This is a genomic window from Dokdonia sp., assembly GCF_039945015.1.
GTDB lineage: Bacteria > Bacteroidota > Bacteroidia > Flavobacteriales > Flavobacteriaceae > Dokdonia.
The window spans coordinates 75,495-92,934 of sequence record NZ_JBDUXP010000030.1 but is presented as its reverse complement, the minus strand read 5'-3'; the positions used below and the strand labels follow the sequence as shown (position 1 = coordinate 92,934).

Genomic DNA, 17,440 nt, shown 5'->3' with positions numbered 1-17,440 from the left:
TTGTTTAATTTTTGTTTTAAATAAATATTTCTGAATAATAATCGTCGCCTTCTTTCTTTACCGATGTGACTGTAGGGTTGGGAAAGGCGTAGTCTTCAAGATCTGTATCTGCTGGTTCTATATCTTCAGCATCAAAATCTTCTGTTTTAACTTCTATAAAACCGTGTTTAGCAGACCACTTTTTGTTATTTGTAGTGAGGGTTACATCATCTGATAAACTGATATATCTCCAAAAGGTTTTTTTGTTTATAAAACTTAGGGTAAAATCAGGAGTGACTTCTAGTGTATACTGTACTATATTATCAGGATCACTGTCATCAAACTCTATAAGATGATTTGTGTCGTCTCCTTGTATTGTAAATCGTATATATCCTATAACCCCTCTCTTCTTTTTTTCCTGAATAAGATCATTAAGCACTTTTTTAACTTGATTTTCTTTTTGATTTTCAGTTAAGGTATCATCCTCTTCTATGAGCCTAATGATATTTGAGATAGAAAACTGTCCTGTAGTAGAAATTTGAAGATTATCTTCTTCGGCTGCTATAGTTCTTATTAGATCTCTTGATGCCTTTGCTTTTAATAGAAATCGATTATTAATAGTTCCTCCATTATTTTTAAAAACATTTTCAAAAACAGGAGCTTGATCTTCAGGGACGACATTAGAAAATAGATATAATCTATTTGTAGAACTATCGGTTAACTTTGTGTAATTATTAAAATAGACGTCTTTCGTTTGTAGTTCGAAAGTGAGTGTGGCATCACTGTCGAGTGGTATTAATGGAGTATATTTAGTTTGGTCTTCTAGTGTTTCGATTAATAATCGAAAACCTTCTTTATGAGGACGTAATAACATACGGTGGTTTTTACATATATCCCGAGTTGCTTTGCTAGGTACTATTTTAAGATAGTCATCAATAGTGTATTGAATAAGCGCTTTTTCTTTTTCATCATCAGTTAAAATGTCATCATTATTTTGAATAGGAAGAAACTTGTTTTCTCCACTATCTAAAAAATAGCCGTGATGTATATTGATATTTAAAAGCGCTTTATAAAACATATTACCTATTTTTTAATCCACTGTTTAATCCTGATACTACTCTTCCTTTTTCAAAGACAAAATCTCGTTCTATTACAAGTAAAGTAACCTTGTATATGACAGATGGATATTGTTTCCCACCAAGGGTACCCCATATAAAATTGAGTTCTTCAAATGTTGGAGTATAGAGATCTACTACAAATTCAAAATCGCCAACATTAATCATATCTCCTTCGCGCTTAAAACTTGTATTGTCTTGTGTAAACACTTTTTTTCCTTGAAAAAACTCAACGACCTTGGTAAGGTTTTTTAAAGATTCGTCATAGAGTGTATTTATACTACTAAAAAGGATGTATAGATTTAAATTAACTCTTGGGTTTTTGTAGTTTACTTCTGTATTATTTATATAATGATTAGGGACATTTTTTAAAGTAAACTCTTCTTGCATATTAATGAGCGATAAAATGACATCACTACTGTCTCCTCCGCCATCAGGATCAGTTTCTATAATTGCAATATTTTCTAAAGAAACAATGCTCCCATTAAAATAAGAGTTCACTTCTTCTTTAATAACTTGTAGTGTTTCGAAAATCATTGTGACTGGTATATGAATCTTAAATAAAGAATGGTGCTTTATTTAGAATTATAAAATTACCAGATGAATGAGCTTAGAATGTGAGCGTAAGTACTTGATATAGAAAGGGTAAATACCCTTTTTTTTAAAGGTGTTTTATGGATGTGCTGTCAGAAAAAAGAGAAAATATTGTTTTTTTGATCGATCATTTACATAAATCAAATGATGATCGTATTATTTTGTGTAATAATACTATGTATGCATAACATGTTGATATGCAGATGTGTACGATTCTTGATTGCCAAAAATTTTAAATAGACAACTTTTGTCCTTACTATAGAGCAAAAAAAAATGTCATGAGACACCATGACGTTTTGTAATTAATTAAAAACTTGTATGTTATAGAGAAACATGTAAGTGTATATATTTATTTTTTAAGCTAAACCACAAAAAAAAGACCTTTGTGACTTAGCTTAAAAATGTTAAAAAGTACCTCCCTAGATACTTTAAAATAGTGATCAACTCATTGGATAGAGATATTATAGTTTATATCTATACACTCTAATTTTAAACCAATATATCATTATGTTAAAAAACATTTCAAACATTAACGGAGCTGAAGAATTAAGTAACAAAGAACAAAAATCTATTAATGGAGGGTTTGGCTTCCCAAATTTTGGAGGTGATTGTTGCGCATGTGTGTTTGTGCCAGCAGGTCAACAATTTCCTATTTTTATAACTCAATCTTGTGATGATCCTTGTCCAACAAATGGAAGTTTAGAGTATCAAGATACGGGATGCTAATAATGCATAAAAAGGGAGTAGATCTAACCTAGATGTACTCCCTTTTACAAACTATTATATATTACTTTTTATACTTGTTCGACAATTTTTGAAAGTACGGTATCTACAATCTTATTCTTAAAGTGACCAAGACTGATACTACTTATTCCTAGATTCTGTAATGATTTTAATAATAGGAGATCTTTCTGACTTTTTAATAACCAGACTAACTCATCCTTATCTATTTTCTTGTCTTGAAATAAGACTGCCCATCGCTGTAATTTTTCTTTAGAATGCTCAAGATAAATTTGCATATCTTGAACAATCTCATTGCCCTGCTCATCAAATTTTTCTTTGGCAAGTGCTACAATCTCATCTTTCAATTCTTTTATTAATTTATCAAAATCCATAGTGTTATTTTTTTATGTTGTCAATAAAATCAGTGAGAGCCGTTGCTGTTTTTTTGTCCTTTTTTTCTTCATAGGCTATTAAAATATTAAAGGCTTCTTCTATTTGTGGTTTTGCTTCTCCTATAAATAAAGGACTAAGCGTTCCCTTTTCTTCCCATAATGATAAATAACTCTCTATAAGTTTTTCATCATCATTCATCAACCTCCACATGCGTACAGTAATATCGTTTTTGGCTTTACCTTCTTCATAGGCAAGCAATTTTTGAAGCTGGTTCTGTAAAGCAATAACTTCTGTTTTGTGAGCAGTATATGGCTCATCACTTTGATCCATCAGACTTAATGTTTGTACTTTGGTGGCAATCGTTTCGGTATAAGTATAATGATCATAAAGACTTGCACAACTGCTTACCAAGAGAGCAATAATTCCTATAACCAAAGGGATTTTACGTATTCTCATAACTAGATTTTTTATAATGTTTATACATCAAATCTAGACTATTTCACACCCAAAACGTAAGATAAACAGGTTGACAATCAGTAGTTTCAGTAGATTTTGAAAATACAATTTTAAGGTAAAAGAATCATATTGGTATCTGTAGATTGACGTGTTTCTATAATGGTTCCTGAGAGATTAAACCATCGTTGTGCTCTATCGAGAATCCAAGCATCAGAACTCGCTACAATATGATCACTTTGAGCCAATACCTTATCTGGATTGTAATCTAGCACTATATGCCATGGATAATTACGCTTTCGCGAAAGCTCACCCAGCAACGTTTTCATACGTCCACTATTACTTACAGGCTGATCAAAGACCCAAATAACTTCCTTGACCTGTGCGTCCTCTAAAAGATCGCCCACTGCGATAAGAACCTCTTGCGTTTGTAGTACACGTTTATACGTGCCGTGTACACTAGAGACATCTCGATAACAATCATCTACACCTTTAAATACATAAGCTCCAGAAAAGAAACTTTCTAAAATAATAATGATATTAAATGCATCTATAATGACTGTTTGATCTTTAAGTTGATCTATAGGTATGTTTGAATTTTTGCGTAGGATTACTTGTGAAGATGCAGCACTCATCCCTTGGACTGCTTTTTGTTGACGAGCATTTAATTTATACCGATTACCCACAAGTTGTATCGAGGATTTTTCAGAAAAACCTCGAGAGAGAAGATAAGACACATCTATGACCGCTTCTTTTATTGTAAGTTGCATTTTTGAATCTCCAAATAGAAGGTCATCACGTCCTTCCTTTCCTCTATTTCTTGTAGTCATAATTTCTAAAAATAAAAAAACGCCATGACATGCATGACGTTTTTAAGATTAACATACGATCTGATCTAGAACTGTTGCTGTTACTTTTTGATATTTTAAAAGTGTTAAAGAAACAGATCCTCGACCACTCGTTAAGGTTCTTACATTTGAGATATATCCAAATGTTTCTAAAAGAGGGACTTCGGCACTTACTTTTCGTTTTATCCCGTTGTCCTTGATTCCTGTAATCATACCTCGCTTCTTATTAATGTCTGAAGTGATATTACCTAGATATTCCTCAGGGCATTCAATCTCAGCTTGCATGATAGGCTCCAATAATTGCGGCTTTGCCAGTATTGCAGTTTGCTTAAAACCAATCTTAGCCACGGTTTCAAAATCTATTGCATTCGAATCTTCTTCATGAATCTTCCCATCTAGAAGAACAACACGCATAGATTCTAAAGGATAGCCAGCAATGACTCCTGTGTTCATAGCTTCTAAGAATCCTCTTTCTACATTCTTGATAAATTCTTTAGGAATTGCACCTCCTTTGATCTCGTTTACAAAATCTAATCCTTTGTCTGTGTCTAATCGCGGTCCTATGGTAAATTCAATTTGCGCAAATTGACCATTACCTCCAGTTTGCTTTTTTAAGAGTTCGGTATGTTGTACCGTTTCTGTCAAAAGCTCTTTGAAAGAGACTTTAGGATTTCCTTTGTTTATTGCAATACCAAACTCTGATCGCAATTTTTCTAAACGAACATCTAGATGTAATTCTCCCATTCCTAAAAGAATTGTTTGACCCGTTTGTTGATCATACGACATCTTTAAAGAAGGATCTTCATCAAGAATCTTGGCAATAGCTGTCCCAAAATGCTTTTCATCATCTTTAGATTTTGGCTCTATAGCGATACTAATCACAGGATCAGAAACTTCAATAGCTTCTAATACAAAACGATCGTTTAACATAGTTAATGTATCTCCCGTTTTGACATTTTTTAATCCTATTATAGCGACAATATCTCCAGCATTTGCCTTTTGTAATTCCGTATACTTATCGGCATGGATTTTTAAAATTCGACTCACTCGGTTTTTGATTCCCGTTTTTGAGTTTAGAATAGATTGTCCTACCTCAATGCTTCCAGAATAAACTCTAACCATTGCGAGACTTCCCACATAATTATCTGTAACCACTTTAAAAATAAAAGCAGATAGTTGCTCACTATCTAATCGTGCCCTTTGTTCCTTGGTGTTTGTAAGTAGGTCAATACCTTCTACATATTCCAAATCTTGTGGGGCAGGTAAAAATTGTGCAACCGCATTTAATAATGGTTGAACTCCAATGTACTTAAAGGATGACCCACAAAGTACAGGAACTGCTTTTCTCGCTATTGTCATGCGACGTATACCTTCTATTATTTCAGAAGGACAGATCTCTTTATCATCTAGGTACTGTTCTAAAATAGATTCATCATGACTTGCAATTGTTTCAAGTAAAGAAGTTCTCCATTCTTGAGCTGTTTGAACAAGCGCTTCAGGAATTTCTTTTTCCTCCCACGTATGTCCAAGATCATTTGCATTCCAATACAACGCTTTCTGTTGAATGAGATCTATGATACCTTCAAAATCATCTCCATCCCCAATAGGGATTTGAGTGACCAATGTGGTAACATTAAATTCTCGTTCAATATCATGTACGACTTTAAAAAAGTCGGCACCTATACGATCCATTTTATTAATAAAACAGAGTTTAGGAATCTGATAACGATCGGACTGACTCCACACCGTTTCCGATTGTGGTTCAACGCCAGAAGCAGCACAAAATAACGCAACTGCTCCGTCTAGAATACGTAATGAACGCTCTACTTCAATAGCAAAGTCAATATGTCCAGGAGTATCAATAATGTTGATTTGATAATCATCTTCTTGATATGTCCAATTTGCAGAAATTGCAGAAGAAGAAATGGTAATTCCTCTTTTTGCTTCCTGTGGATCACTATCTGTGACGGTGTTTCCATCGTCTATATTTCCTGGAGTATGTATGGTTCCTGTATAATAAAGAATACGTTCTGTAGTAGTTGTTTTACCAGCATCTACGTGAGCTATAATTCCTATATTTCTAAGTTTTCTATATTTTTTCATTCTATTATCATTTAATTGTTGTGCATAAAAAAAGCCTCTCACACGGAGAGGCTTAGCATTTGTTTTTAAACAATAGGTTACCTCTCCCGAAATTTTCGGAATGTGCTTTTTATTATAAATTTTAAGATACACATAAGAGGTTGTTTTATACCACTCTATATAGAGCAGACACTATTGTTTTGATGATCTGTAAATAGGTAGTATAAAAAAGGCTTCCCAAAAGAAAGCCTCATATATAGAATATAGAAATTTTCAGTTTAGGATACGATTCTTACACTACCTAGGTACACAGTCCTGATAGCTCCGTTACATGCAATGATGTTTCTGTTGTTTATAATCGTTTTCATTTCTTTTGTTTTAAAAGATGGCTCAAAGGTACTTTTTAAATTGAAATAGACAAAAAATATTTTAAACGCTCTTTTTTAACGATGTTTATTTTTTGATATGTTACGTTTTTCTTTTCTACTTGATCCTTGGATTATTTCGACCCCTATGTTTTTAAGTTGTTCTTTCTTTTCAAGTAAAGTAAGTCTTGGAGGTCTTTCATTTTCTATCTCACCAAGTAGCCATTCATCCCGATACCGTTCCCAACTTTTGTCATAAGGAGGAACTCCTGAATCATCAAACCCATACTCAAAACCACAGGAGCAAATGTCATATGAAGGGTTCCCTTCTGTGTCATAAGGTCGCCAATCTTTGTATATCGCTTTTACACCACATACAGGACAATTACAATACCCGTCATCACTAATGATTAATATGATTTTTTCTTTATTCCAAGTATGTATTATTTCTTTTGTCATCTTGAAGGTTGTTTATTCTATTTCCAAAATTTCAAATGCATGTTTCATATAAGATTTCTCTTTAAGTGAAATTTTAGGAGTATAATATTCTTGTTCTAACAACTCTGTCAATTCGTTGATTTTCGTGTCGCGAAATAGAAATATATTTTTTTGATTTACTCTATAGTTGTGAGTCGATTCTCCTATAGAGTTTAAGTATCCCGCAACGATCATACTTTCAAATATGTTTTTAAAGAGATTTCTGTCTTTTTTTAATAAGATTTGGCAATCGTGCCAAATAAAAATTCGATTCTTTGGTTCAGTTTCAAAATTCAAAAGAACATCATAAATAGCGTTGTTATTTCTTCCCATCTCAAACCCCCAAGGAATACTCCTTGATAGTTGATAGCAATAATCATCAATTGATTTTATATGTTCTCCATAGAAAGGGCAAATTTCAGTACTACCCTTTTTTGCAAGTTCTTGAATGATATTTGTGCCAAACCACTGAAGTGGAGAATAATCACTTTTCTCAAATTCTGGTTTTGTAAGACAAATCAGATTAGAATTAAGAGCTAATTTTGCCCCTTCTTCAATCCAATTAAAATCTGATATTTCATTAAGCTCTATTGTTCTCATTGAATTCTTCTTTTATACGCTTTCGTACTTCTACAAGCTCAGCATAAACTTCTGCGTCGCGATGCTCCTTGAAAGCGTAAAAAATTAGTTTAAAATCACAAAGAACGGGTGAGACTCGAACCCACAACCCCCTGCGTGACGGGCAGGTATTCTTCCATTGAACTACCGTTCTTTGCTTTTTATATATGTTATGTTTACGCTTTCGCGAACCTGCCTCGCCGGCAGGCAGGAGCGTAAAAAGTTTCATTAAAATTACAAAGAACGAGTGAGTATCGAAGTCACGACCCTCAGATTGCAGATCTGATGCTCTTCCAACTGAGCTACCGCTCTTTGCTTTTTTAAATGTTTGTGTATACGCTTTCGCGAAAGCGTAAAATCACCAATTCTCTATTTTATAATTCTTAAGTAACACTCCTACCGGATTGTTTATATTCTGTATCCCTTCAATGATAGGGATCATAATTCGTGCAGCACCATCTACGGGATCTAAAGGAGGAATGTATCCCTTTTCAAATTGCTTTTTACGCAATTCTTCTTTAGCTCCTGTAGAAACCCATCCTACATCCACAGCATTCATATAGATACCATATTTTTCATACTCGGCGCCAGAAGTTCTTGTAAGCATATTTAAAGACGCCTTTGTCATATTGGTATGCGGATGAAATATCGTCTTGTTTGTATAACTAAACAACCCTTCTGATGAGGTTACATTAATAATAAATTTCTTATCAAATGTAGACGCTTTTAAGAGCGGTGTCAATTCTTTAATCAGAAAATATGGAGAGATCTGATTGATAAGATTTACTTCCAAAAGTTCTACCATATCAACTTCTTCTAGTGTTGAATTCCAACTGTTCTTAGTACGATTATCTACAGGTTGTCCAAATCGATTTAAGGATACAAATTCCTGATGCTCATCATGTTCTAATAGTGTATGATTTGTAATTGGTGTCGCATTAGACGTGATCCTTTTTGTGTCTTTTAAAAGAGCCAATTGATTCTTCTCCTCAGCGATTAATGGACTGTAATATTGATCGGTATATTTGATTGTTTGAGCCGCATTATTGATGAGAATATCTAGAGATTCGTGTTGCTTCTTATAATCTTTTACAAACGTTTCTACAGCCTTTAAATTACGTAAATCCAATCCGTACAGCGTCAAGTTCTCTTTCCAAGTATCATAATCTTTTTCTTCTTTAAACTGAGCAAGCGCTAGTCCAGGAAAACGAGTCGTTACAGTAACTATTGCGTTGCTTCGTAACAATTTTAGTGCTGTAGCATATCCTATTTTTACACGACCTCCTGTAAGAATAACACATCTTCCTGATAAGTCAATATTTTTAAATCGATTGTCATAATTAATCGTTGCACAAGTAGGGCAGAGGCGATTGTAAAATGAATGTGATACTACAAAAGACGTATTACAACAGTAGCAATTTTTTGGAATTTTTAAACGTGTAGATACAGGATCATTCTCTGGCTTTTCTTGATCATACACCGTATGATTAGAAAGTGCATTTTTTGAGATCTCACTATCATTTATAATATCTAAATCGTGTACTTTCTTTGCCGCATAACTCTCTTTACGATTGCCTTTTTTTGCGGCTTTGTAAATCTTTGTGATCAAGGTTCCAAAACGTTGATTATCGGGATTGTCAAATGGATCATTTTTTAACACATCAAGCACCTTAAGGCAATGATTCCATTCCTCCTGTGTATATGTATATGTTGTTTCTACTTGATTCATAATGTATGAATTTAATGCTTGTAGGGTACGCTTACGTACTTCGACTTAGCTCAGCATAAACTTCTGCATTGCTATGCCCCTTGAAAGCGTACTTTGACTTATAAAAAAGGTTCTAAAAACCCAATGAGTTGTGTTCCGTTTTTATTCCATCGGATACCGTGACCGCTCGGCACTCTGATTTCATAGACAAGTTCATGTTTGTAATGATAAAATATATTCCACCAGGTTTTGGTCTGGATCATTTCAGTGATTTGTTTTCTAATGGCTTGTTCTTTTTGCGTTGGATTTCCTTTGGCAATACCCCAAAAGGTATCGGTAGATCGTCCCATGTGTTTTTCCCAGGCTCGTGTTACCATACTAATTTGATCATTATACGGTGCAAAACAACTATCTAATAATGTCTGTTGTAACGGTGGAATGGCACGTACATTTTTGATGCTTGCTGAGGTCCATCGTTGACCGATTAAGATTAATAGATGCTCAAAAGGAGTCGCTTCTATTGCTTTTGCCCATTGCTCTGGCGTTGCTTCTGATGCTTGCATGAGTGGTTTAAAATGCGCCAATACAACCTCAGGGTTTGGCGTGACCTCTTCATTAAAATACGGTAATCCATAATCTGATGGAATTCCTTGTTGTGAGTAGGTTTGTAACGCTTTCGCGAAAGCGTATAAAGACGCATCTTCCAGAAAAGAAGCATACTGCTCCTTCCATGTTTCAGGAAGGAACGATATACTTGCTTGTATGGTTTTTATAATATCCACTTTCTAGTTAATTTAAGATTCCCACCACAGTGTTTTACGATATAAAGGGAATTCAATGTCTTGTCTTTGCAATTTTTTTCTAAGGATTTCTTTACATCGACATCTGTACTCTTGTCTTTTATTTCTAAGATACCATGTACTTCCCGTTTTCCACCATATTTGAGCACTTCTTGTTCTTCTTTTCCTTTTGTGCTTTGTTTTAAAATTGTAAATCTTTTTGTTGTCATAAGATTTCATTTGACTTCTGTATTAAGTTTTTAACTCAATACAATGTTCCTTTTCTAGTTGCCATATTTTTTATTTTTTAGCTTCTTGTTTCATTCTTCTTTTGACTCTCCAAGGGGCATTTTTATCAAAATCCCCTGCCATAATACATCCATAAGGCATCACTTCATCTATCACAGTACCTAGACCAAACTCGTCCATTTGTTCTCTCACAGCTTTGGCACTTTTGTAAGCACTTGGTAATTCTGAAACGTCAATCTCATTAGAGAAAAAACGGACGTCTAGACCTGCTGTTTCTTGAGCAAAAACGTCTTCATTGGTCATCGCTGCTTTTGTCTTCTTATGAAACGTACGACTCACATTTCTTCCTGCACCGTGTGGTGCAAAACCTAGATTGTTTGCTGTCGTATCACCTGAGACAATAAGTACTGGCTCTGCCATGTTTAATGGGATCAAACGCGGACCCGTAATATCAGGCATGAACTTAGCGTCCAGCGGAGTTGCTCCTTTGGCATGGTAAAATAAATCCCCATCTTTAAAAACAAAGTTATGTTCGTTCCAAAAACGGTTTTCTGCTTCCAGACCTAGTTTCTCTAGCGTCGCATCATGAATACATTCGTGGTTTTGTTTTGTCCACGCACGCATCACTTGTAATGCTTCCCAATAGTCTTGTCCTTCTTCTGTATCAAAAGGAATCCACGCATTTTGACGTAAGGTATCTGGCGAAAGGATTTTTCTGAAACGTTCAGCGATTTGCATTCCTTTTTTATACAATTTGGCTCCAGGCGCTCTTGATCCGTGATGGGTGATCATCATGGTGTTTCCTGTTTTTGCAGAGATTCCTACAAATAAGAAGTGGTTTCCATCTCCTTGTGTTCCTAAATGTCCTCTAGCTGATTGAATGATGTATCGATCCTTTAAAATTGAATTTCCTTCAAAGGCTTCTAGGAGTTCTTTTGGGATTCTATATTGTGCGTTACGATCTCTTCCTCCAGGACCAAAATGTGTACTCGCATGCGCAGCATCCAGCACTGATTTTGGATCTGCTTTTCCAAAATCAGTTAGCATGACAGAACAACAAATATCGGCACTATGCATCCCTGGATGAATGGCATTTTTTGTTACCACCACACCACCTACAGGAATGGTTCCTTTAGGTCCTGAGGGACACGCATCTGGCATGATAGAACCGTCTACCACCGTAGGCGTTTTCATAAGCTCTTGCATGGTATTGATTACAGAGTTCACATTATCTTCCTCCAACTCATTCTCTGCTTTGATATTGATTTTAAATTCAACAGCAGTCTCGTGTAACTCTTGTATAGGAGGCAATTTATATTGCTCTAAATAGGCAAGCATCGCTTCTTCTTCAAGTCCATTTTCATTGATATGTGTAATCGCTTCTGGAAACCATTTTCCAGATCTAAATCCTAAGTCGATTAATGTTTTTCCTGTAATCATTTTTTCTATTCTTTGTGTTTACTGGAGCAAATATGAAACAGTATTGCGCAATGGTTTTGCGTAGTGAAATTAAATCAATTATTTTTCATAAAATTCATTTCTAACACTCACTAATAATTCATTAACAACATCTACATCTGGTCTTTCCATCAAGTTAGAAGTGTTATATAATGTGTCTAGTTCTTCTTTTAAAACTTCGGCTTTAGAAACCAAATCATCATACTCAAAATCTCCTTGTTTGATCCCTAATAGAAAATCACGATCTGGTCTTCTCACTTGGATCGTTCCATCTTCTGCAATCTCTTTGGCCATATGTAACAACCTAAAGGTATGCATCATGTTTTTGGTATCATAGTTCTTTCCGTGTGCTACGTTATTTTCATACCGAGCTTCATTTCTTTTGGATACCCAATCCCAATACTCTTTGTATTTCTTACAATAGGCAGAATACCCATCTACATGACAATAGAGTAGGGCGATAGGTTGCTCTTCTTTAGCTACAGAGCTTAGACATACTTCATTTGCGTTTGCTCTAGCAATTCCTTGGTAGCCTTTATCTTCTCCATAAAAGAGATTGTAACAATCTTTCATGTGTGGGATGTTGACCAAGCCACAATGAGTATCTAGTAAACTATTTTTCTCTAGATATTCCTTTACCAGTAGGGATACTTTACCATCTCTAACATAGCAGAAATCAAGTACGGTTTTACGTTCTTTGGCTACTGGATTAACTATTTTCTTATTGAGTCCTCTTGCTTTTTTGATTTGTGTATACGCATAATTTGCAAAGGAGTTTTTGCACAATTTTGACAAGAAATAGTCCATCATGATACGATCAAACAGTGGATCTTTTATCAAGATACAATCTTCTGGTACGTTTAGTAATTCTAAGATATTTGGATTATTTTTTGAAAGTAAGGAGATGAATTTACGTAACTCATAATACACAATATCGTTAGTTGCATCATTGATTTGCTCTACATATTCCATCCCATAAAACAGATCCTTAGGAAGGATAAAAATCCCTCGTATGTCTGTGTCTGATGTAGCAGTATCCAGTCCATAGGCTTTACTACCACTAATGCATTCAAAAATGATGCAACCGGATGCTTTAAGATCTGCTATTGTTTTCATGTTGATATTTTACGGTATTTCTAAAGATATTAAGATCGATAATGAATTGCTTTAATTTTATATTGAACTTTCTTTTTGTCATACAAATAGAAGCGATTTCTGGTTTTTCAGGTATTCTATTATCTGAAGCTATGATATCATAAATATGTGGATATGTATGTGGCATAGGATCTATAGTAAAGCTAATATAAACGGAAAGTTCAAGATTATAGATTGATTTTACAATCCAATATTCAGATTCCCACCAACAATCACCTCGAGAGTCTATTTCAACAATCTCCCAATGATTTTTGATAAGCGCTTGCTCAATATGATATTTATATCCTGTTTGTTTTGACACGTTGATTTGAATTTAGAAATAAGGCTGCCTGAAAAACAACTTAATACGTCATTCTGAACTTGTTTCAGAATCGTATAAGTTTATTGAGAAACTGAAACAAGTTCAGTTTGACGCGCATTATGTTTTTTAGACAGCTTTATATTTTATTATTTGACTGTGATTGCTTTATACAAGAAATAATTGATACGTTCTGTATCTGGGTTTCCTCCCGAAAGTGTTTTTGCGTACTTTCCATTGGTTGCGATCACTTCTGATATAAAGTCGCATACTTTCTCAGGTCGAGCATGCATATAACTTTCGGAGTTTTTAGACTTGATGCACATCAAATCCTCTATCTCATCTGCGATATCTTTTGTGACTAAGGATAGCATTTCGCGAAAGCGTACTGGTGGCAGAGTCCCACATTCTAATATCCATTTTCCCGCCATGGCTGTTCTCAATGCATAAAAAAGGCTTTTGAGTTTTACAGTATCTACTGCTATTTTTTCTTCATATTTCTTACTCATACTTAGGTAGTGAAACATGGAAGCGATAGGAGAGAAGCAGTCTGTGGCGATAGCCCGTAACTCACTAAGTGTATCTTCTTCGCATCTATAGATGATAGGTGAAAACAGGTGTTCTAATGCTGGGATATTTGACTTTTTAAGGAGTATTAAACTCTTGCGAAGTTCCCACCCTACGGCATCAAAATCGCCATCCATGATATCTATGGTATCGCGTCTTTCTGAAACAGAAAGATACCATGGCACTGGTTTTGTATATAAGAATCGTACATCGTAGTCACTATCTGGAGAAGCAAACCCCCAAGCTCTACTTCCCGATTCACACGCAAAATTGATTGCAACGTCGCGTTCTTTTTCTATGAGTTGAAGTCTTGTTTCCATGAGTTGTATTTATGTATAGTACAAAGATGAAATAGTATTGCGCAAGGTTTTTGCGTACTAAAAATAAAGACATAAAAAAAGCGCTTTTTAGCGCTACAACTATAGCGTGGGTAATATCTCTATTACTTTGCCATATACATTTCTGGTCCATCCATTGATGTGACCTCGGTTATTACCGATCTGTAATCCTCGTTTTACATTTTTTCCTTTTACAAGGTGTGTAAAACAATTGCCTCTTACTTTACAAAAAACAATATCTCCTATTTCACAATCTTCCCAATGTACGGGTTCAAGAATAACAGCTTGTTTTGATTTTAAGATAGGCAACATAGAATTACCAGGTTCTTTGGAGACGATGGTCTCCCCATTCAATAGCTTTTGAATTTTCCAATTCATTTTTTATAGTATTTAAATTAAACATGAATACCAGTTTATAGCTGGTATAATTCAAAAACTATGGAGTATGGTTTTTCAAAGAACTGTGTAAAATTAAGAAAAATAAAGGCAAAAAGACAAACAGTCAAGTTAATATCCTGAGCTATCTTATATGAATATAAGAGTAGGAGTTGAACCCACGCCTCTCATTATGTAATGAGCGCTCTAGCCGAAGTATGACTGTTTTACGGCACTTTATTTAAGTTTTATACGCTTTCGCGAAAGCGGAATTAAAAGAAACACTAAGCAAAAATCGTAATAAAAGTAATGTGGGCATGTCTGCTGGGAATCGAACCCAGTTTAGCCTCAATGGACTAATCCTCCCATCCGTTTTGGTGACGAAGTATTTTATGACTACGGCATTAGTGTTTTTTATATGTTTTAAAGTAAGGCAACAAACGATAAAAGAAATTATAATCGTGCTCTACCTCTTTGAGCTACACTCCTTTTCTTGTTGTGTGTTTTAGAAGGAGTGGTGGGACTCGAACCCACAACCACGGCATCCTCAGTGCGAAGTAACTTTGATCTACGGCGCTTACTTTTTGTTTTTATTGTAAAGAGGCAATGATCAAAAAATGTCATTTTTTATAGTATAAATTTGAAGTTTATCGAAGTAACAATTTTTTACGGCACTCTTTAATTTTTTATAGTAAGAAACAAGGCAAAAGGCAACTAAAGCATGTTTTACGTGCTCTATCCATCTTGAGCTACACTCTCATTTGTACATTATTTTATATAGTGAGAATGGTGGGACTCGAACCCACAACCACGGCATTAGAAGTGCGAAGTATCTTTAATTTACGGCACTTGTTTTTACTAAATATATGTTTTAATAAAGTAAGGTAACAAACGAAAAGTATGTTATGTGTCATGCTCTACCAACTGAGCTACTTCCCCTGAATATAATTTTAGAGAGGAAGATAGGATTCGAACCTATGACCCCGACATTGCATCAAACGAAGTATTACTTATCTACGACGCTTACTTTATATAGTATGATTATTAAATAAAACAAGGCAAAAAGCAAAAAAGGAGAGGCTCTTTTAAGAGCGTCGTTCTTATCCCGAAGGACAGTGAACCGGTGATTTGACATCTCAGAGAGACTTATATATTCCTTAAGAATATTCACCCTGTCGGTTTTTAACCCGACTTCGCTAGCACAGTCACCCGTGTTACGCTACCTTAGGACCGTTATAGTTACGAAGTAACCTTTTTTTACGGCACTTGTTTTTTTAATATTTTTTTCAAAGAACTTTTATAAAGCCCACACCATTTACATGTGAGCTTTATATATTTATAAGGATTGCTCTTGGATATGCTTGATCGCAGACGCACCATTTTCTATAGCATCTAACACTTCAAAAATTTTATCACTCCAACCACCAATTAAGTGTACGTTATTATGTTCAACCTTTAAAGGTGCATTTCCGTAACCCATTAAATCAAAGATGTATAATTTTGCATTAGGAGCAATACGCTTGTATTGTGCCCATTCATTTGCAATATGTGCATCCGAGTTGTAATGACCACTATTCCATAATTGGCAATCAGTAAAGATCATGACTTTATCTACAATTCGTTTTTTAGCATTCAAATCTTTAATAACTTTATAACCATTTGTAGAATATCCCACTTCACCATTGATACTTTTTAGTTTCATCACATTGTACAATACATCACCTTTTGGTAAAATGTATCGTTTCCAGATATCTCCAAAAAGACCCGTAATTACATTATCACTTTTATGCTGTAATAACATACCCAAAACAAGACCAATATCATAGGCTTGTATCTTGCTTCTTGCAGAGATAGGTTGCATCATAGATCCCGATACGTCACAAGCAATCACAACTTTAGTATCTAATGCAAATCCTTTTATATTTTCTACACTTAACTTAATTGCTTTTTCTAAAGCGCCTAAAATATAAGGTGTATATGAAGACTTAACCTGCATTAACTCTTGATATGCTGCCATAAAACGAAAAGGAAATTGCTTTGACCTTTTTACATGATATGGATCTGTAAGTGTATCTGCTACTTTACCAATATGCGTTGCACTTACATCTGCTTCTAAGATATTTCTTAGGTTACGCATTAAAGCCATATATCCTAATTTCTTACTATCAATCAGTGTTTCCCATTGTGCTGTAAACGCTTTTTGTTTTGCAGCCTCGTTTTTAAACTTTTGTTGACCTACTCTTGATAGTTCTACTTCCCAAGTATATGGTGCTTCTAACGTATCTTGAATCACGTGATTAAAAATAGCTTGTTGTGCATCATCTTTTGCCTTAGGGTGTGTCAAAAAGATTGCATCTTTAAAAGAAACTTCTGTTTGTCTGTTATACTTTGCAAATTGATAGGCATCAAACTTGTTTAATGCCATCACGATACCTTTTTGAACTTGCTTAGAAAGCTTGTTCAATTTTTTTGTACCCACTCTTTTATTGGCTACTTGGTAATAGGCTAGCAATTCTGTGATTTCATCTGCTCTTTGAATAACACCATTTACTGTTCTACTTACTAGGTTATCGCCACTATGTATTTTTGATAATTCTACTGCAAGTACAATAGGGATAGATCGTAAATACATTTTTTGACGTGCATACACAGCTAGTTGTGCTACAAAGTAAGGGTCGTTTTTATGAATTAATGCTATAATTCTTTTTAACCGATCATTGCCTTTCTCATAGGTTGTTTTTTCTAGTGTAGAATTAACAACAGCAGTGTACAGTTCCATTTTAGGAGTAAGTTTATATGCCTTAGCTCCTTGAAAGTTTTTTACTTCTTTTTTTGATTTTGTAAATACATTAAATTTCATTGCTTC

18 protein-coding genes and 2 tRNA genes are annotated in these 17,440 nt (G+C 34.6%); 1 reads left to right on the top strand and 19 read right to left on the bottom strand.

The features are described from left to right. Nucleotides 1-16: 16 nt before the first annotated feature. A complete protein-coding gene (locus ABJD27_RS20150; protein ID WP_348163712.1) occupies nt 17-1,057 on the bottom strand; it encodes a hypothetical protein in 1,041 nt (346 codons plus the stop codon). Nucleotide 1,058: 1 nt separating this feature from the next. Then, a complete protein-coding gene (locus ABJD27_RS20145) occupies nt 1,059-1,631 on the bottom strand; it encodes a DUF4255 domain-containing protein (RefSeq protein WP_348163710.1) in 573 nt (190 codons plus the stop codon). A 564-nt stretch (nt 1,632-2,195) separates the two neighbouring features. On the opposite strand from ABJD27_RS20145, the gene ABJD27_RS20140 reads away from it, so the two are divergent. Further along, entirely contained in the window at nt 2,196-2,414 is a 219-nt protein-coding gene (locus tag ABJD27_RS20140) for a hypothetical protein (RefSeq protein ID WP_348163707.1), read from the top strand. A gap of 68 nt (nt 2,415-2,482) precedes the next feature. Here ABJD27_RS20140 and ABJD27_RS20135 read toward each other — a convergent pair whose 3' ends face one another. From ABJD27_RS20135 to ABJD27_RS20055, 17 genes are all read right to left on the bottom strand, one after another. Beyond that, on the bottom strand, nt 2,483-2,803 hold the full coding sequence (locus ABJD27_RS20135) for a hypothetical protein (RefSeq protein ID WP_348163704.1): 321 nt from the start codon (nt 2,801-2,803) through the stop codon (nt 2,483-2,485). 4 nt (nt 2,804-2,807) lie between these two features. Then, the gene (locus ABJD27_RS20130; RefSeq protein ID WP_348163701.1) at nt 2,808-3,260 is read right to left on the bottom strand and encodes a hypothetical protein; all 453 of its coding nucleotides are present in this window, start codon (nt 3,258-3,260) and stop codon (nt 2,808-2,810) included. Nucleotides 3,261-3,370: 110 nt separating this feature from the next. Next, nucleotides 3,371-4,087: a DUF434 domain-containing protein gene (locus ABJD27_RS20125; protein ID WP_348163698.1), complete on the bottom strand. Its 717-nt coding sequence runs from the start codon at nt 4,085-4,087 to the stop codon at nt 3,371-3,373. 48 nt (nt 4,088-4,135) lie between these two features. Further along, complete coding sequence (gene fusA, locus ABJD27_RS20120; RefSeq protein ID WP_348163696.1) at nt 4,136-6,208, bottom strand: elongation factor G; 2,073 nt, start codon at nt 6,206-6,208, stop codon at nt 4,136-4,138. A 422-nt stretch (nt 6,209-6,630) separates the two neighbouring features. Next, nucleotides 6,631-7,011, bottom strand: a complete 381-nt coding sequence (locus ABJD27_RS20115) for a hypothetical protein (RefSeq protein ID WP_348163694.1) — start codon at nt 7,009-7,011, stop codon at nt 6,631-6,633. 12 nt (nt 7,012-7,023) lie between these two features. Then, nucleotides 7,024-7,629, bottom strand: a complete 606-nt coding sequence (locus tag ABJD27_RS20110; RefSeq protein ID WP_348163691.1) for a hypothetical protein — start codon at nt 7,627-7,629, stop codon at nt 7,024-7,026. A 100-nt stretch (nt 7,630-7,729) separates the two neighbouring features. Continuing rightward, nucleotides 7,730-7,801 (bottom strand) — tRNA-Asp (locus tag ABJD27_RS20105). Between the two features lie 85 nt (nt 7,802-7,886). Beyond that, a tRNA-Ala gene (locus tag ABJD27_RS20100) sits at nt 7,887-7,959 on the bottom strand. 46 nt (nt 7,960-8,005) lie between these two features. After that, nucleotides 8,006-9,376: an SDR family oxidoreductase gene (locus ABJD27_RS20095; protein WP_348163688.1), complete on the bottom strand. Its 1,371-nt coding sequence runs from the start codon at nt 9,374-9,376 to the stop codon at nt 8,006-8,008. A gap of 98 nt (nt 9,377-9,474) precedes the next feature. Continuing rightward, entirely contained in the window at nt 9,475-10,137 is a 663-nt protein-coding gene (locus ABJD27_RS20090) for a hypothetical protein (protein ID WP_348163685.1), read from the bottom strand. Then, nucleotides 10,125-10,364 (bottom strand): hypothetical protein, encoded by a 240-nt coding sequence (locus ABJD27_RS20085; protein ID WP_348163682.1) that lies wholly within the window; start codon nt 10,362-10,364, stop codon nt 10,125-10,127. Before ABJD27_RS20085 ends, ABJD27_RS20090 begins: the two co-directional genes overlap by 13 nt. Nucleotides 10,365-10,434: 70 nt before the next feature. Further along, on the bottom strand, nt 10,435-11,823 hold the full coding sequence (locus ABJD27_RS20080; RefSeq protein ID WP_348163679.1) for an RtcB family protein: 1,389 nt from the start codon (nt 11,821-11,823) through the stop codon (nt 10,435-10,437). Between the two features lie 78 nt (nt 11,824-11,901). Next, complete coding sequence (locus ABJD27_RS20075) at nt 11,902-12,957, bottom strand: nucleotidyltransferase domain-containing protein (RefSeq protein ID WP_348163676.1); 1,056 nt, start codon at nt 12,955-12,957, stop codon at nt 11,902-11,904. Further along, on the bottom strand, nt 12,935-13,297 hold the full coding sequence (locus ABJD27_RS20070; RefSeq protein WP_348163673.1) for a hypothetical protein: 363 nt from the start codon (nt 13,295-13,297) through the stop codon (nt 12,935-12,937). The genes ABJD27_RS20075 and ABJD27_RS20070 overlap by 23 nt, the downstream gene beginning before the upstream one ends. A gap of 146 nt (nt 13,298-13,443) precedes the next feature. Continuing rightward, a complete protein-coding gene (locus ABJD27_RS20065) occupies nt 13,444-14,181 on the bottom strand; it encodes a nucleotidyltransferase domain-containing protein (RefSeq protein ID WP_348163670.1) in 738 nt (245 codons plus the stop codon). Between the two features lie 99 nt (nt 14,182-14,280). Continuing rightward, nucleotides 14,281-14,577, bottom strand: coding sequence for a hypothetical protein (locus ABJD27_RS20060; RefSeq protein ID WP_348163667.1), 297 nt, complete (start codon nt 14,575-14,577; stop codon nt 14,281-14,283). 1,333 nt (nt 14,578-15,910) lie between these two features. Further along, complete coding sequence (locus ABJD27_RS20055; protein WP_348163664.1) at nt 15,911-17,434, bottom strand: TROVE domain-containing protein; 1,524 nt, start codon at nt 17,432-17,434, stop codon at nt 15,911-15,913. Between the last annotated feature and the right edge of the window lie 6 nt (nt 17,435-17,440).